Below are 14,739 nucleotides of genomic sequence, written 5' to 3'. Positions count from 1 at the left end.
CATGACCACAACATTACGCCCGCACGATCTTATCTGGCTTACCGCGCGCGACGCGCTGGAAGGTATCACCGAATCCTGGGTGGATGGCGTGTGGCATACCGGTTTGCCTGTGGTGGTGCGGCGTGATGTTGACGGCAACGGGCGCATACCTGTCGGTGTGCGCGGTCTGAAACGCGATCAGCGTGCTGCCGGATGGGTGAAGCCCGAATGCGTGACGCGCGTGGCGTCGCCAGAGGACCTGAGTGCGGCCACCGATTTGCTGCGCTCGCCGTTTATCACTCAGCCCCCGGTTCAGGTGGCGTTCCAGCTGGCGCAGCAAGCGTGGCCGTGGACGTGGGGTATCACGGGAAGTACCGGATACGCGCTGGCCACGGGCGTGCCGGTGATACATGCCGACAGCGATCTCGACCTGCTTATCCGCGCGCCACAGCCGTTAACGGCGGAGGAATTAGAACGCTGGGCGGGACAGCTTCGCCATGCGCTGTGCCGCGTGGACACGCAGGTAGAAACGCCAGCAGGCGGTTTTGCCCTGAACGAGTGGCTTCGCGACGGTAAAGCGCTGCTGAAAACGCACACCGGGCCGCGCCTGGTGGCCGATCCGTGGAACAGGGAGGCGTGATGAAAATTTTGTTTACCTTTCCGGGACAGGGAACGCAGCGTGCAAGCATGCTGCAGGACCTTCCGGGAACGGAGCTGGAGATAGCGCGCGAAGTCTTAGGCGCAGAAGCCGATTTACTCGATTCCCCCGAGGCGCTGCAACATACCCGCGCGGTGCAGCTTTGTCTGCTGATTGCAGGCGTTGCCTGGGCTCGCGAACTGGAGCGACGCGGCGTTACGCCGGATATCGTCAGCGGTCTGTCGATTGGTGCTTATCCTGCTGCGGTGATCGCCGGTGCGCTGGAGTTTACTGACGCACTAAGGCTGGTGGCACTGCGCGGTGATTTGATGGAACAGGCGTATCCGCACGGCTACGGCCTGACGGCTATCATGGGTCTGCACTTGTCGCAGGTCGAGAGTCTGATCCTCGACACGGGCTGTTATATCGCCAACCTGAATGCGGAAACGCAGATTGTGATTGCCGGTTCCGATGAGGGAATGGCGCAGGTGGCAAAACGCGCGCTGGAGAAGGGGGCGAATAAAGCCCATCAGCTGGCGGTGAGCGTGCCGTCGCATTGTGAATTGCTCGCAGTTCCGGCGCAGAAACTGGCTGCGGCGTTCAGCGAGGTGACACTTTCTCGCCCGCGTTATGCGTATCTCAGCGGCAGTACCGGACGGGTAATGTGGCAGCCGGAAAAGATCGCGGATGATTTGGCAATGAACATGGCACGCACGGTGCGCTGGCAGGAGGCGGTGATTTCCGCCAACGAACGCGAAGCGCGGCTGGCAATCGAGATGCCGCCCGGCGGTGTGTTGACGTGTCTGACGCGACAGGCATCGTGGGACGGTGAAGCGGTTTCGCTGGAGCGCAGTGGCGTGGACGTGGCGGTGCATCTGGCGAAGCGGCTGCGCGGGTAGCCTTTTTGCCGGGTGGCGGCTGCGCCTTACCCGGCCTACAAGGGCAAATCGTAGGCCCGATAAGCGTAGCGCCATCGGGCAGAAAAAATCAGGCATTCTCCTGCAAACTGCGCGCATACATCCGCCCTTCGGCGGCTAACGCTCGCAGGCTGGGGTCTTGCTCGCGGTTGCGGGCAAACACAATCGCAATCAACTGCTGCATCTGGTACGGCTGTGCCAGCTTCAGCAGTTGCACCGAATTCTCGTACACCTTTTTCATCCTGCCCGGCATCAGCGTAAAGCCCACGCCCGCCTGCACCAGACTTAACATCGAGAAGATATCATTCACGCGAGTGACGATTTCCGGCTCAAATCCGGCAATATGGAACGCGTCCTGAAAACCAGCGTAGGTCGCAAACCCTTCTGCCAGCGAGACGAACTTCTGATCTTTGTAATCGCGCAGATCTGCCAGCCCGCGGCTGTTCAGTTTGGCGGAGGCAGGAGCAGCGAGGAAAATATCGTCGTGGAACAGGGGCAGTACTTCGAGGGTGTTGCGGTCGATATCGCTTTCGGAAATGGAGATCAGAATCGCGTCCAGCGAGCCTTCGTCAAGCAGATGGAGCAGGGTGTCGTTAGAGCCCATCGTCAGATCCATTTCCAGATCCGGACGGCGCAGCTTCATCCCCATAATCAGACGCGGCACAGTTTCCATCGTCAACGAATAGAGCGTACCGACGCGCAGACGTCCCTGACCAATTCCGGCGATTTTGCGCGACTCTTCCAGCCCGCGCTCCATCACCTGCATCACTTCCTGACAATACTCCAGCAGCGTCCAGGCGGAGGGCAGGGCAATCAGATTGCGCCCTTTATGGGTGAACAGCGGGCAGCGAACGTTCTCTTCCAGGGTGTGCAGGGCACGATGGACGCTCACACCGCTCAGGCCAAGCGCCTCGGCGGTGCGGGCGATATTGCCCTTTTCCATGAAGGTCATGAAAATACTCAGTTTGCGAAATGTGATGTCGCTCGTGATGTCGATAGTCATAACCCTCCGGTTTTCTTAATCGCTTTGCAGCATCTCTTCCAGCTGTTCCTGGGCGTCCAGCCACGCCATTTCACACTCTTCGAGGCCGGATTTGGTTTTAGCCTGAACTTGCAGGCACTCGGTCAGTTCAGCTTTACGCGCCTGATCGTACAGTCCGCTGTCGCCGAGTTTCTCTTCCACCGTGGCAAGCGCGGCGTGAAGTTTCTCCATCTCTTTTTCCAGACGGGTGATCTCTTTACGCAGCGGCTGCGTTTGGGTGCGCAGTTCTGCTTCGCGGCGCTTCTGATCTTTACGCGCCTGGGCGCTGTTGGCGTTGTCTTTCGCGTCGTCGGCAGGCTGGTTTTCCTGCTTTTGAACGTCGGTCAGCCACTGCTGATAATCTTCCAGATCGCCGTCGAATGGTTCAACTTTGCCATCGTGAACCAGATACAGATCGTCAGTAGTCGAGCGGATCAGGTGTCGGTCGTGCGAGACGACAACCAGCGCGCCTTCAAATTCGATCAGCGCTTCGGTCAATGCCTGGCGCATATCGAGATCCAGGTGGTTGGTCGGTTCATCAAGCAGCAGCAGGTTTGGACGCTGCCAGACGATCAGCGCCAGCACCAGACGGGCTTTTTCGCCGCCGGAGAAACGTTCGGTATTCTCGGTGACTTTATCGCCCTGGAAGCCAAAACCACCGAGGTAGTCGCGCAGCTTCTGCTCCATCTCCTGCGGGGCGAGGCGCGCCATGTGCTGGATTGGCGACTCATCGGCGCGTAAAAATTCCAGCTGATGCTGGGCGAAGTAGCCCAGCTTGATGCCCTTGGCCAGACCGATATCGCCGCTTACCGGGTTGAGTTCGCCTGCCAGCAGTTTGATGAGCGTGGATTTACCCGCGCCGTTACGGCCAAGCAGACCGATACGTGAACCTGGCACCAGGTTGAGTTTGATGGAGTCGAGAATAATGCGCTCGCCGTAACCCGCGCTGACCTTTTCCATTTTCAGTAGCGGATTCGGCAGGCTCTCCGGCGCGCGGAAGCTGAAGTGGAACGGGTTGTCCACGTGCGCCGGGGCGATCATCTCCATGCGTTCGAGCATCTTGATGCGGCTCTGGGCCTGTTTCGCTTTCGAGGCTTTGGCCTTAAAGCGATCGACGAAGCTTTGCAGATGGGCCACACGCTGCTGCTGGCTTTCATACATCGCCTGCTGTTGGGACAGGCGTGTGGCGCGCTGGCGCTCGAACGAACTGTAGTTGCCGGTGTATTCGAACATCGATTCCTGTTCGATATGAATGATTTTATCCACTACCGGATCGAGGAAGTCGCGGTCATGGGAGATCAGGATCAGCGTGCCCTGATAGCTTTTGAGCCATTTTTCCAGCCAGATCACCGCGTCGAGATCGAGGTGGTTGGTGGGTTCATCGAGGAGCAGTAAATCAGAGCGACACACCAGGGCTTGTGCCAGGTTCAGGCGCATACGCCATCCGCCGGAGAAATCGCTCACCGGGCGTTCGAGCTGTTCGTTGCTGAAGCCCAGACCGTGCAGCAGGCTAGAGGCGCGCGAGCGGATGGTCCACGCGTCGATAGCATCCAGTTTGCCGTGAACCGTGGCGATGGCGTGGCCGTCGTTACGCTCGTTGGCGGCGTTGAGTTCGGCTTCCAGCTTGCGGTATTCGCGGTCGCCGTCAATCACATAGTCGAGAGCCGGAACGCTCAGCGCCGGTGTTTCCTGGTTAACCCAGGCCAGCTGCCAGTTTCCAGGATAGGTGAAGCTGCCTGCATCGGCGCTCATCTCGTTTTTCAGAAGCGACAGCAGGGTGGATTTGCCGCAGCCGTTTTTGCCCACCAGACCGACTTTTTGCCCAGGGTTAATGGTGGCTGTAGCGTTGTCCAGCAGGACGCGTACGCCGCGACGAATTTGTAACGAGGAGAAAACAATCATAGAGCGCCGTGTGTTCCGACTATGTTAAGTTGTCATTATAATGGTGTTAGATGTAGTGCCGCGCTAAGCGCAGGCGTGCCATGTTAGCCGAAAATGGCCATGATGACGACCCGGGAGGGGAATGATGTCCCAGACAGCGAAAGTGCTGCTGCTGTATGCCCATCCGGAATCAGAGGACTCGGTCGCCAACCGGGTTTTGCTCAAACCGGCTCGACAGCTCAGCAATGTAACGGTGCACGACCTGTACGCGCACTATCCCGATTTTTTTATTGATATCCCGCACGAGCAGGAGCTGTTGCGTCAGCATGACGTGATTGTGTTCCAGCATCCGCTTTATACCTACAGTTGTCCGGCGTTGCTGAAAGAGTGGCTGGACCGGGTGTTGACCCGCGGTTTTTCCAGTGGACCAGGGGGAAACCAGCTGGCGGGAAAGTACTGGCGGAGTGTCATCACTACCGGTGAACCCGAGAGCGCCTACCGCCACGACGGGTTAAACCGCTATCCCATGAGCGATATTCTGCGCCCTTTTGAGTTGACGGCGGCCATGTGTCGCATGCAGTGGATGAGCCCGATTGTGGTGTATTGGGCGCGTCGCCAGCCTTCTCAAGAGCTGGCAAGTCACGCCAAAGCCTACGGCGACTGGCTGGCCTCACCGATTCTGACAGGAGGCCGCTGATGGAAGGTTCCGATCTGTTACTGGCTGGCGTGCTGTTTCTTTTTGCAGCGGTGGTCGCGGTGCCCGTAGCCTCCCGGCTGGGTATCGGTGCGGTGCTGGGTTATTTGCTGGCGGGGATTGCGATTGGCCCGTGGGGGCTGGGGTTTATCAGCGACGTCGATGAGATTCTGCACTTCTCCGAATTAGGCGTTGTGTTCCTGATGTTTATCATCGGGCTGGAGCTGAACCCGGCGAAGCTCTGGCAACTGCGGCGATCGATTTTCGGCGTGGGCGCCGCGCAGGTGCTGTTCAGCGCGGTTATCCTCGGCGGATTGCTGATGCTCACCCAATTTAAATGGCAGGCGGCGGTGATCGGCGGGATAGGGCTTGCGATGTCTTCGACGGCGATGGCGCTGCAGCTGATGCGCGATAAGGGGATGAATCGCAACGAATCGGGCCAGCTCGGGTTTTCGGTTTTGCTGTTTCAGGATTTAGCGGTGATTCCGGCGTTAGCGCTGGTACCGCTGCTCGCCGGTTCCGGAGACGATCACTTTGACTGGATGAAGGTCGGCATGAAAGTGCTGGCGTTCGCGGGCATGCTGATTGGTGGGCGCTATCTGCTGCGCCCGGTGTTCCGCTTTATTGCGGCGTCCGGCGTGCGCGAAGTGTTTACCGCGGCGACCTTGCTGCTGGTGCTGGGTTCGGCGCTGTTTATGGATGCGCTGGGGCTGTCGATGGCACTCGGGACGTTTATTGCGGGCGTGCTGCTGGCGGAAAGTGAATATCGCCACGAGCTGGAAACGGCTATCGATCCGTTTAAAGGGCTGCTGTTAGGGCTGTTCTTTATCTCGGTGGGGATGGCGCTCAACCTTGGCGTGTTATACACCCATCTGCTGTGGGTGGTGCTCAGTGTGGCGGTGTTGGTGGCGGTGAAAACCGGCGTGTTATACGTGCTGGCGCGCATTTACCGTCTCAGAAGCTCGGAGCGCATGCAGTTTGCGGGCGTGCTGAGTCAGGGCGGGGAGTTCGCCTTTGTGCTTTTCTCCACTGCATCGTCGCAGCGTTTATTTCAGGACGATCAGATGGCGCTGTTGCTGGTGACGGTAACGCTCTCAATGATGACCACGCCGCTACTGATGAAGCTGATTGATAAATCCTTGTCGCGGCGCTTTAACCCGCCGGAAGACGAGGGCGAAACGCCGTGGGTGGATGACGACAAGCCGCAGGTGATTGTGGTGGGATTTGGTCGTTTTGGGCAGGTGATAGGCCGTTTATTGATGGCCAACAAAATGCGCATTACGGTGCTGGAGCGCGATATCAGCGCGGTCAACCTGATGCGTAAATACGGTTACAAAGTCTATTACGGCGACGCTACTCAGCTTGAGCTGTTACGTTCGGCGGGTGCGCAGGCGGCGGAGTCTATCGTCATCACCTGTAACGAGCCGGAAGACACCATGAAGCTGGTGGAACTGTGCCAGCAGCATTTTCCGCACCTGCATATTCTGGCTCGCGCCAGAGGTCGTGTAGAGGCGCACGAGCTATTGCAGGCGGGTGTAAAGAATTTCTCACGCGAAACCTTTTCCAGCGCGCTGGAACTGGGTCGCAAAACGCTGGTGTCGCTGGGGATGCATCCGCATCAGGCGCAGCGCGCACAGTTGCACTTCCGCCGTCTCGATATGCGCATGCTGCGCGAGCTGATGCCGGTCCACAGCGATACGGCGCAGATCTCCCGCGTGCGGGAAGCGCGTCGTGAACTGGAAGAGATCTTCCAGCGGGAAATGCAAAAGGAACGACGTCAGCTGGACGGCTGGGATGAATTTGAATAGAGGAAAAAGTATGCCAGTACGTAAACGTTTTATTGCAGGCGCAAAATGTCCGTCCTGCCAGGCACAAGATACCCTGGCCATGTGGCGCGAAAATAATATTGATATTGTTGAATGTGTTAAGTGCGGGCATCAGATGCGTGAAGCGGACAAAGAGGTTCGCGAGCATGTTCGCAAAGAAGAGCAAGTGATCGGGATTTTTCATCCAGACTAGCGATATGCCCTGAGTTTTTTTAAGCTAAAGGGTACACGGGTGCAGATTTCCGCTACAATCTGCGCCAGCAATTTTCCCACGCTCAGGAGATATCATGAAAGTAGCAAAAGACCTGGTGGTCAGCCTGGCCTATCAGGTACGTACAGAAGACGGTGTGTTGGTTGATGAGTCTCCGGTGAGTGCGCCGCTGGACTACCTGCATGGTCACGGTTCCCTGATTTCCGGCCTGGAAAACGCGCTGGAAGGTCATGTTGTTGGCGACAAATTTGATGTTGCTGTAGGCGCGAACGACGCTTACGGTCAGTACGACGATAATCTGGTTCAGCGCGTTCCTAAAGACGTGTTCATGGGCGTTGACGAGCTGCAGGTTGGCATGCGCTTCCTGGCGGAAACCGACCAGGGTCCAGTACCGGTAGAAATTACCGAAGTAGAAGACGAGCACGTCGTGGTTGACGGTAACCACATGCTGGCTGGTCAGAATCTGAAATTCAACGTAGAAGTTATCGCGATTCGTGAAGCGACCGCTGAAGAACTGGCTCATGGCCACGTTCACGGTGCGAACGGTCACGACCACGATCACGACCACGACGGTTGCTGCGGTGGTCACGGCCACGATCATGACCACGGTCATGAGCACGGCAAAGGTGGTTGTGGCGGTAACGGTGGTTGCGGCTGCCACTAATCGCTGACACCAATAAAAAAGCGGGATTTAATCCCGCTTTTTTTACGCCTCAATAATGAGGGGGTGGCGTCTCTTCGGCCTGCGAAGCGATGTGTGATGATTGACTCGCTTTCACTTTTTCCGTTAACAGACGCAGAAGATCGCGCAGTTTGGCCATTTCCAGTTCGTGAGCTGTCACGGTCTGGTTCAGCTCATCTATGGTAACTTCTTGAAAAGCCAGGCGGCTTTCCAGCTCGGCCAGCCGCGCTTCCATCGTAGTTTCTTGCATGATTGACCTCTCTGTAGTTTCGCACGCCTTAGGCGTTGGCGGCGGCGAATTTTACCCGAGTTTACGCCTCTGTAAAGCATCCTGCCTTAATGCAAGAAACTTATTTAAACAAAAATAGTCTGAAAAGAGGCGAGTTTAGGGAGAGTCTGTCTGTAGATTTCTTCTGCAACGTTCTATAGTACGCTTCTCATATACGTTTATTGCCGGGGTGAGAGGCCCCGGACCTGGAGAAATGGATGAAATCACTGTTTAAAGTAACGCTGCTGGCGACCACGATGGCCGTCGCACTGAATGCGCCGCTGTCTTTCGCTGCTGATACCGCTGCGAAACCTGCTGCTAGCGCAGACAGCAAAGCTGCGTTCAAAAATGACGACCAGAAATCAGCCTATGCGCTGGGCGCATCTCTGGGTCGTTACATGGAAAACTCTCTCAAAGAGCAAGAGAAACTGGGCATCAAACTGGATAAAGACCAGCTGATCGCCGGTGTTCAGGATGCGTTTGCAAACAAGAGCAAACTGTCTGACCAGGAAATCGAACAGACTCTGCAGGCTTTCGAAGCTCGCGTGAAGGGCGCTGCTCAGGGCAAAATGGAACAAGACGCAAAAGACAACGAAGCGAAGGGCAAAGCCTACCGCGATACTTTTGCTAAAGAGAAGGGTGTGAAAACCTCTTCTACCGGTCTGCTGTATAAAGTAGAAAAAGCCGGTACAGGCGATGCACCGAAAGACAGCGATACCGTGGTGGTTAACTACAAAGGTACCCTGATCGACGGTAAAGAGTTCGATAACTCTTACACCCGTGGTGAGCCGCTCTCCTTCCGTCTTGACGGTGTTATCCCAGGCTGGACCGAAGGCCTGAAAAACATCAAGAAAGGCGGTAAAATTCAGCTGGTGATCCCACCGGATCTGGCTTACGGCAAAACCGGCGTTCCGGGTATTCCGGCTAACTCCACTCTGGTCTTCAATGTTGAGCTGCTGGACATCAAACCAGCACCGAAGGCAGATGCCAAACCAGATGCTGCAGCAGATGATAAAGCTGCAGACGCAGCGAAGAAGTAAAATGCTGAAAACCGCCGCCTTTAAGGCGGCGGTTTTTTTATTGTGGGGCAGATATAATTAACACTGGAAAGCGTTACCTACGCTGTATTAATTTAGTTGTCCGTGTAAATATGAGCCTGCCCTGACAACCTAATGACAGGCTCCTGAAAAGGAGTGTTTTTTTCATGTCCAGGTCGCTTTTAACCAACGAAACCAGTGAGCTTGATTTGCTGGATCAACGTCCTTTCGACCAGACCGACTTCGATATTCTCAAATCCTACGAAGCGGTGGTGGACGGGTTAGCGATGCTCATTGGCTCCCACTGCGAAATCGTATTGCACTCCCTGCAAGATCTGAAATGTTCCGCCATCCGCATTGCTAATGGTGAGCACACTGGCCGCAAAATTGGATCGCCAATTACCGACCTTGCACTGCGTATGCTGCACGACATGACCGGCGCGGACAGCAGCGTCTCCAAATGTTATTTCACTCGTGCCAAAAGCGGCGTTCTGATGAAATCAGAAACGATCGCTATCCGTAACCGCGATCACCGCGTAATCGGACTGCTGTGTATTAACATCAATCTCGATGTTCCGTTCTCTCAAATCATGAGCACTTTTGTTCCGCCTGAAACGCCGGAAGTGAACTCGTCGGTAAACTTTGCTTCTTCTGTCGAAGACCTCGTGACTCAGACGCTGGAGTTCACCATCGAAGAAGTGAATGCCGATCGCAACGTCTCGAACAATGCCAAGAACCGTCAGATTGTGCTGAACCTCTATGAGAAAGGCATCTTCGACATTAAAGATGCGATTAACCAGGTAGCCGATCGCCTGAATATTTCCAAGCACACGGTGTATCTCTACATCCGCCAGTTCAAAAGCGGTGATTTCCTGGGGCAAGAAAAGTAATGCGTTTTGCCATCATGGTGACGGGACCGGCTTACGGTACCCAGCAGGCCAGTAGCGCTTTACAATTTGCTGAGGCGTTGTTGGCTGCCGGGCATCAACTGAGCAGTGTGTTTTTCTATCGCGAAGGGGTCTACAACGCCAATCAATTGACCTCGCCTGCGTCGGATGAATTTGATCTGGTTCGCGGCTGGCAGAAACTCAATGAGCAGCAGGGCGTCGAGCTGCACATCTGCGTAGCGGCGGCCTTGCGTCGCGGCGTGACGGATAAAGCGGAAGCCGAGCGCCTGGGCCTTGCGGGGGCGAATCTTCAGCCTGGATTTTCTCTCAGCGGATTAGGCGCGCTGGCGCAAGCAGCGTTGACCTGCGACCGGATGGTACAATTCTGATGAACCGCATTGCTTTTGTCTTTACTTCTGCTCCACACGGCAGCGCAGCCGGCAGAGAAGGGCTTGATGCGCTTCTGGCGACGTCTGCTCTGACGGAGGATATCGGCGTGTTCTTTATCGGTGATGGTGTGTTCCAGCTTTTAGCCGGGCAGCAGCCGCAAAAGATCCTCGCACGAGATTATATCGCGACCTTTAAAGTTCTTCCGCTTTATGACATCGAGACATTTTGGGTCTGTGCGGCCTCTTTAAAAGCGCGCGGACTGGATGAAAATACAGCGATGGTCCTGGATGCTACGATTATTGCGCCAGAAGATTTACGCGAACAACTCTCCCATTATCATACTGTTCTGACTTTCTGAGGCCGACATGCTCCATACCTTGCGCCACTCCCCGTGGCAATGCGATATCGAAGGGTTGCTGAGAATGCTGGGTGAAGGCGACGATTTGTTGCTGATTCAGGACGGTGTTCTGGCCGCAATTGAAGGCAGCCGCTTTGTTGAAATTCTCAACAATGCCCCCATTACAGTCTCTGCGCTAAAGGAAGACATTGATGCGCGCGGTCTTGTTGGTCAAATTTCAGCCAAAATCGACGCGGTTAGCTATACTGATTTCGTCAATCTCACGGTGAAACACACAACTCAAATGAGTTGGTGAGGCGAGATCGCTGTATATTTCTTGACACCTTTTCAGCGTGGCCCTAAAATTTCGCGTCCTCATATTGTATGAGGTCGATTTATTACGTGTTTACGAAGCAAAAGCTAAAACCAGGAGCTATTTAATGGCAACAGTTAACCAGCTGGTACGCAAACCACGCGCTCGCAAAGTTGCAAAAAGCAACGTGCCTGCGCTGGAAGCCTGCCCGCAGAAACGTGGTGTATGTACCCGTGTATATACCACCACTCCTAAGAAACCAAACTCCGCACTGCGTAAAGTATGCCGTGTGCGTTTGACCAACGGTTTTGAAGTGACTTCCTACATCGGTGGTGAAGGTCACAACCTGCAGGAACACTCCGTGATCCTGATCCGTGGCGGTCGTGTAAAAGACCTTCCGGGTGTTCGTTATCACACCGTTCGTGGTGCGCTCGACTGCTCCGGTGTTAAAGACCGTAAGCAAGCTCGCTCCAAGTATGGCGTGAAGCGTCCTAAGGCTTAATGGTTCTCCGTTAAGTAAGGCCAAACTGATTTATCTTAATGTCAAACTAAACTCTTTGAGTTTTGGACAATCCTGAATTAACAACGGAGTATTCCCATGCCACGTCGTCGCGTCATTGGTCAGCGTAAAATCCTTCCAGATCCTAAGTTCGGATCAGAACTGCTGGCAAAATTTGTAAATATCCTGATGGTAGATGGTAAAAAATCTACTGCAGAAGCAATCGTATACAGCGCGCTGGAGACCCTGGCTCAGCGTTCTGGTAAAAATGAACTGGAAGCTTTCGAAGTCGCTCTCGACAACGTTCGCCCAACTGTAGAAGTTAAGTCCCGCCGCGTTGGTGGTTCTACTTATCAGGTTCCAGTTGAAGTTCGTCCGGTTCGTCGTAATGCTCTGGCAATGCGTTGGATCGTTGAAGCTGCTCGTAAACGCGGTGATAAATCCATGGCTCTGCGTCTGGCGAACGAACTTTCTGATGCTGCAGACAACAAAGGTACTGCAGTTAAGAAACGTGAAGACGTTCACCGTATGGCAGAAGCCAACAAGGCGTTCGCACACTACCGTTGGTAATCCCTTCGGAGTCATAGTCACCAGGCGGGCGCTTCAGAGAAGCCGCCCGCTCTGGGTTACTTAACTGAACGCCAAAGAATCAAACGAGGAATCAAATGGCTCGTACAACACCCATCGCACGCTACCGTAACATCGGTATCAGTGCGCACATCGACGCCGGTAAAACCACTACTACCGAACGTATTCTGTTCTACACCGGTGTAAACCATAAAATCGGTGAAGTTCATGACGGCGCAGCTACCATGGACTGGATGGAACAGGAGCAGGAGCGTGGTATTACTATCACCTCCGCAGCGACTACTGCATTCTGGTCAGGTATGGCTAAGCAGTATGAACCGCATCGCGTAAACATCATCGACACCCCGGGCCACGTTGACTTCACTATCGAAGTTGAACGTTCCATGCGTGTTCTTGATGGTGCAGTAATGGTTTACTGCGCAGTTGGTGGTGTTCAGCCACAGTCTGAAACCGTATGGCGTCAGGCTAATAAATACAAAGTTCCACGCATCGCGTTCGTTAACAAAATGGACCGTATGGGTGCTAACTTCCTGAAAGTTGTTGGTCAGATCAAAACCCGTCTGGGCGCGACTCCGGTTCCGCTGCAGCTGGCAATTGGTGCTGAAGAAGGTTTCACCGGTGTTGTTGACCTGGTGAAAATGAAAGCCATCAACTGGAACGAAGAAGATGCAGGCGTCACCTTCGTTTATGAAGATATCCCAGCAGACATGCAAGAACTGGCCGAAGAATGGCACCAGAACCTGATCGAGTCCGCTGCAGAAGCTTCAGAAGAGCTGATGGAGAAATACCTGGGTGGTGAAGAACTGACTGAAGAAGAGATCAAGAAAGCTCTGCGTCAGCGCGTTCTGAACAACGAAATCATCCTGGTAACCTGTGGTTCTGCGTTCAAGAACAAAGGTGTTCAGGCAATGCTGGATGCGGTAATTGATTACCTGCCATCCCCAGTAGATGTTCCTGCGATCAACGGTATCCTGGACGACGGTAAAGACACTCCGGCTGAACGTCACGCAAGTGATGAAGAGCCGTTTGCTGCACTGGCGTTCAAAATCGCTACCGACCCGTTCGTCGGTAACCTGACGTTCTTCCGCGTGTACTCTGGCGTGGTTAACTCCGGTGACACCATCCTGAACTCCGTGAAAGCGGCACGTGAGCGTTTCGGTCGTATCGTACAGATGCACGCGAACAAACGTGAAGAGATCAAAGAAGTTCGTGCGGGCGACATCGCTGCAGCTATCGGTCTGAAAGACGTGACTACTGGTGACACCCTGTGTAACCCAGATCACCCGATCATTCTGGAGCGTATGGAGTTCCCAGAGCCGGTAATCTCTATCGCCGTTGAACCGAAAACCAAAGCTGACCAGGAAAAAATGGGTCTGGCTCTGGGCCGTCTGGCTAAAGAAGACCCATCATTCCGCGTATGGACTGATGAAGAATCTAACCAGACCATCATCGCTGGTATGGGTGAACTGCACCTCGACATCATCGTTGACCGTATGAAGCGTGAATTCAACGTTGAAGCTAACGTGGGTAAACCTCAGGTTGCTTACCGCGAAGCGATTCGTGCGAAAGTTACCGATGTTGAAGGTAAACACGCTAAGCAGTCTGGTGGTCGTGGTCAGTACGGTCATGTTGTCATCGACATGTACCCACTGGAGCCGGGCTCAAATCCGAAAGGTTACGAGTTCATCAACGACATCAAAGGTGGTGTAATTCCTGGCGAATACATCCCTGCCGTTGATAAAGGCATCCAGGAGCAGCTGAAGTCTGGTCCACTGGCTGGTTATCCGGTAGTAGATCTGGGTGTGCGTCTGCACTTCGGTTCTTACCATGACGTTGACTCCTCTGAACTGGCGTTTAAACTGGCCGCTTCTATTGCCTTCAAAGATGGCTTTAAGAAAGCGAAACCAGTTCTGCTTGAGCCTATCATGAAGGTTGAAGTTGAGACTCCGGAAGAGAACACTGGTGATGTCATCGGTGACCTTAGCCGTCGTCGTGGTCAGCTGAAAGGTCAGGAATCTAACGCTACTGGCGTTCAGATTCATGCTGAAGTTCCGTTGTCTGAAATGTTCGGATACGCAACTCAGCTGCGTTCTCTGACCAAAGGTCGTGCGTCTTACTCCATGGAATTCCTGAAGTATGATGATGCGCCTAACAACGTTGCTCAGGCCGTAATCGAAGCCCGCGGCAAATAAGCCCGGGTTTAAAAACCAAAATCCCGTGTCCCCTCGGTGAGGGGGCACTATAGTAAGGAATATAGCCGTGTCTAAAGAAAAATTTGAACGTACAAAACCGCACGTCAACGTTGGTACTATCGGCCACGTTGACCACGGTAAAACTACCCTGACTGCTGCAATCACTACCGTTCTGGCTAAAACCTACGGTGGTTCTGCTCGTGCATTCGACCAGATCGATAACGCACCAGAAGAAAAAGCTCGTGGTATCACAATCAACACTTCCCACGTTGAATATGACACCCCGACTCGCCACTACGCACACGTAGACTGCCCAGGCCACGCCGACTATGTTAAAAACATGATCACCGGTGCTGCTCAGATGGATGGCGCAATCCTGG

Annotated in this window: 18 protein-coding genes; 15 read left to right on the top strand and 3 right to left on the bottom strand. The window is 54.4% G+C overall.

What is annotated here, in order from left to right:
- Position 1 precedes the first annotated feature (1 nt).
- Both C3708_RS11290 and mdcH read left to right on the top strand, forming a co-directional pair.
- On the top strand, positions 2 to 619 hold the full coding sequence (locus tag C3708_RS11290) for a malonate decarboxylase holo-ACP synthase (RefSeq protein ID WP_103949377.1): 618 nt from the start codon (positions 2 to 4) through the stop codon (positions 617 to 619).
- On the top strand, positions 619 to 1,515 hold the full coding sequence (mdcH, locus tag C3708_RS11285) for a malonate decarboxylase subunit epsilon (RefSeq protein WP_103949376.1): 897 nt from the start codon (positions 619 to 621) through the stop codon (positions 1,513 to 1,515). The genes C3708_RS11290 and mdcH overlap by 1 nt, the downstream gene beginning before the upstream one ends.
- An 88-nt stretch (positions 1,516 to 1,603) precedes the next feature.
- On the opposite strand, the gene C3708_RS11280 is transcribed toward mdcH, so the two are convergent.
- Positions 1,604 to 2,536, bottom strand: a complete 933-nt coding sequence (locus tag C3708_RS11280) for a LysR family transcriptional regulator (protein WP_103949375.1) — start codon at positions 2,534 to 2,536, stop codon at positions 1,604 to 1,606.
- A gap of 15 nt (positions 2,537 to 2,551) precedes the next feature.
- Complete coding sequence (locus C3708_RS11275; RefSeq protein WP_095283683.1) at positions 2,552 to 4,456, bottom strand: ABC transporter ATP-binding protein; 1,905 nt, start codon at positions 4,454 to 4,456, stop codon at positions 2,552 to 2,554.
- Positions 4,457 to 4,577: 121 nt separating this feature from the next.
- On the opposite strand from C3708_RS11275, the gene kefG reads away from it, so the two are divergent.
- The 4 genes from kefG (at position 4,578) to slyD (ending at position 7,830) form a co-directional block, all read left to right on the top strand.
- The gene (gene kefG, locus C3708_RS11270; RefSeq protein ID WP_103948220.1) at positions 4,578 to 5,132 is read left to right on the top strand and encodes a glutathione-regulated potassium-efflux system ancillary protein KefG; all 555 of its coding nucleotides are present in this window, start codon (positions 4,578 to 4,580) and stop codon (positions 5,130 to 5,132) included.
- Positions 5,132 to 6,937, top strand: coding sequence for a glutathione-regulated potassium-efflux system protein KefB (gene kefB, locus C3708_RS11265; protein ID WP_095283681.1), 1,806 nt, complete (start codon positions 5,132 to 5,134; stop codon positions 6,935 to 6,937). The genes kefG and kefB overlap by 1 nt, the downstream gene beginning before the upstream one ends.
- Before the next feature lie 10 nt (positions 6,938 to 6,947).
- Positions 6,948 to 7,148 (top strand): YheV family putative zinc ribbon protein, encoded by a 201-nt coding sequence (locus C3708_RS11260; protein ID WP_095283680.1) that lies wholly within the window; start codon positions 6,948 to 6,950, stop codon positions 7,146 to 7,148.
- A 94-nt stretch (positions 7,149 to 7,242) separates the two neighbouring features.
- On the top strand, positions 7,243 to 7,830 hold the full coding sequence (slyD, locus tag C3708_RS11255) for a peptidylprolyl isomerase (protein WP_095283679.1): 588 nt from the start codon (positions 7,243 to 7,245) through the stop codon (positions 7,828 to 7,830).
- A 49-nt stretch (positions 7,831 to 7,879) separates the two neighbouring features.
- Here the strand turns inward: slyD and C3708_RS11250 are convergent, their stop codons facing one another.
- A complete protein-coding gene (locus C3708_RS11250) occupies positions 7,880 to 8,098 on the bottom strand; it encodes a protein SlyX (protein ID WP_095283678.1) in 219 nt (72 codons plus the stop codon).
- Positions 8,099 to 8,334: 236 nt separating this feature from the next.
- Here C3708_RS11250 and fkpA point away from each other — a divergent pair, with 236 nt between their 5' ends.
- The 9 genes from fkpA to C3708_RS11205 form a co-directional block, all read left to right on the top strand.
- Entirely contained in the window at positions 8,335 to 9,156 is an 822-nt protein-coding gene (fkpA, locus tag C3708_RS11245; RefSeq protein ID WP_095283677.1) for an FKBP-type peptidyl-prolyl cis-trans isomerase, read from the top strand.
- 164 nt (positions 9,157 to 9,320) lie between these two features.
- Positions 9,321 to 10,043 carry a transcriptional regulator gene (locus tag C3708_RS11240; RefSeq protein WP_095283676.1) on the top strand — a complete coding sequence of 241 codons (723 nt, stop codon included), beginning with the start codon at positions 9,321 to 9,323 and terminating at the stop codon, positions 10,041 to 10,043.
- The gene (tusD, locus tag C3708_RS11235; protein ID WP_103948224.1) at positions 10,043 to 10,429 is read left to right on the top strand and encodes a sulfurtransferase complex subunit TusD; all 387 of its coding nucleotides are present in this window, start codon (positions 10,043 to 10,045) and stop codon (positions 10,427 to 10,429) included. Before C3708_RS11240 ends, tusD begins: the two co-directional genes overlap by 1 nt.
- Positions 10,429 to 10,788, top strand: coding sequence for a sulfurtransferase complex subunit TusC (tusC, locus tag C3708_RS11230; protein ID WP_095283674.1), 360 nt, complete (start codon positions 10,429 to 10,431; stop codon positions 10,786 to 10,788). Before tusD ends, tusC begins: the two co-directional genes overlap by 1 nt.
- Before the next feature lie 7 nt (positions 10,789 to 10,795).
- Entirely contained in the window at positions 10,796 to 11,083 is a 288-nt protein-coding gene (tusB, locus tag C3708_RS11225) for a sulfurtransferase complex subunit TusB (RefSeq protein ID WP_095283673.1), read from the top strand.
- 124 nt (positions 11,084 to 11,207) lie between these two features.
- Positions 11,208 to 11,582, top strand: coding sequence for a 30S ribosomal protein S12 (gene rpsL, locus C3708_RS11220; protein WP_000246815.1), 375 nt, complete (start codon positions 11,208 to 11,210; stop codon positions 11,580 to 11,582).
- A 96-nt stretch (positions 11,583 to 11,678) separates the two neighbouring features.
- Complete coding sequence (gene rpsG / locus C3708_RS11215) at positions 11,679 to 12,149, top strand: 30S ribosomal protein S7 (RefSeq protein ID WP_004106370.1); 471 nt, start codon at positions 11,679 to 11,681, stop codon at positions 12,147 to 12,149.
- Positions 12,150 to 12,244: 95 nt separating this feature from the next.
- The gene (gene fusA / locus C3708_RS11210) at positions 12,245 to 14,359 is read left to right on the top strand and encodes an elongation factor G (protein WP_095283672.1); all 2,115 of its coding nucleotides are present in this window, start codon (positions 12,245 to 12,247) and stop codon (positions 14,357 to 14,359) included.
- 67 nt (positions 14,360 to 14,426) lie between these two features.
- A partial coding sequence (locus C3708_RS11205; protein ID WP_020686859.1) for a GTP-binding protein occupies positions 14,427 to 14,739 on the top strand: 313 nt, incomplete at its 3' end.

The organism is Lelliottia sp. 7254-16 (assembly GCF_002922995.1).
GTDB lineage: Bacteria > Pseudomonadota > Gammaproteobacteria > Enterobacterales > Enterobacteriaceae > Enterobacter > Enterobacter jeotgali.
The sequence above is the reverse complement of the archived record's forward strand: the minus strand, read 5'-3'. Positions and strand labels throughout refer to the sequence as shown.

Coding starts and splice junctions, on each gene's coding strand:
- C3708_RS11290 (WP_103949377.1), top strand. CDS start 2: ATGACCACAACATTACGCCCGCACGATCTTATCTGGCTTACCGCGCGC.
- mdcH (WP_103949376.1), top strand. CDS start 619: ATGAAAATTTTGTTTACCTTTCCGGGACAGGGAACGCAGCGTGCAAGC.
- C3708_RS11280 (WP_103949375.1), bottom strand. CDS start 2,536: ATGACTATCGACATCACGAGCGACATCACATTTCGCAAACTGAGTATT.
- C3708_RS11275 (WP_095283683.1), bottom strand. CDS start 4,456: ATGATTGTTTTCTCCTCGTTACAAATTCGTCGCGGCGTACGCGTCCTG.
- kefG (WP_103948220.1), top strand. CDS start 4,578: ATGATGTCCCAGACAGCGAAAGTGCTGCTGCTGTATGCCCATCCGGAA.
- kefB (WP_095283681.1), top strand. CDS start 5,132: ATGGAAGGTTCCGATCTGTTACTGGCTGGCGTGCTGTTTCTTTTTGCA.
- C3708_RS11260 (WP_095283680.1), top strand. CDS start 6,948: ATGCCAGTACGTAAACGTTTTATTGCAGGCGCAAAATGTCCGTCCTGC.
- slyD (WP_095283679.1), top strand. CDS start 7,243: ATGAAAGTAGCAAAAGACCTGGTGGTCAGCCTGGCCTATCAGGTACGT.
- C3708_RS11250 (WP_095283678.1), bottom strand. CDS start 8,098: ATGCAAGAAACTACGATGGAAGCGCGGCTGGCCGAGCTGGAAAGCCGC.
- fkpA (WP_095283677.1), top strand. CDS start 8,335: ATGAAATCACTGTTTAAAGTAACGCTGCTGGCGACCACGATGGCCGTC.
- C3708_RS11240 (WP_095283676.1), top strand. CDS start 9,321: ATGTCCAGGTCGCTTTTAACCAACGAAACCAGTGAGCTTGATTTGCTG.
- tusD (WP_103948224.1), top strand. CDS start 10,043: ATGCGTTTTGCCATCATGGTGACGGGACCGGCTTACGGTACCCAGCAG.
- tusC (WP_095283674.1), top strand. CDS start 10,429: ATGAACCGCATTGCTTTTGTCTTTACTTCTGCTCCACACGGCAGCGCA.
- tusB (WP_095283673.1), top strand. CDS start 10,796: ATGCTCCATACCTTGCGCCACTCCCCGTGGCAATGCGATATCGAAGGG.
- rpsL (WP_000246815.1), top strand. CDS start 11,208: ATGGCAACAGTTAACCAGCTGGTACGCAAACCACGCGCTCGCAAAGTT.
- rpsG (WP_004106370.1), top strand. CDS start 11,679: ATGCCACGTCGTCGCGTCATTGGTCAGCGTAAAATCCTTCCAGATCCT.
- fusA (WP_095283672.1), top strand. CDS start 12,245: ATGGCTCGTACAACACCCATCGCACGCTACCGTAACATCGGTATCAGT.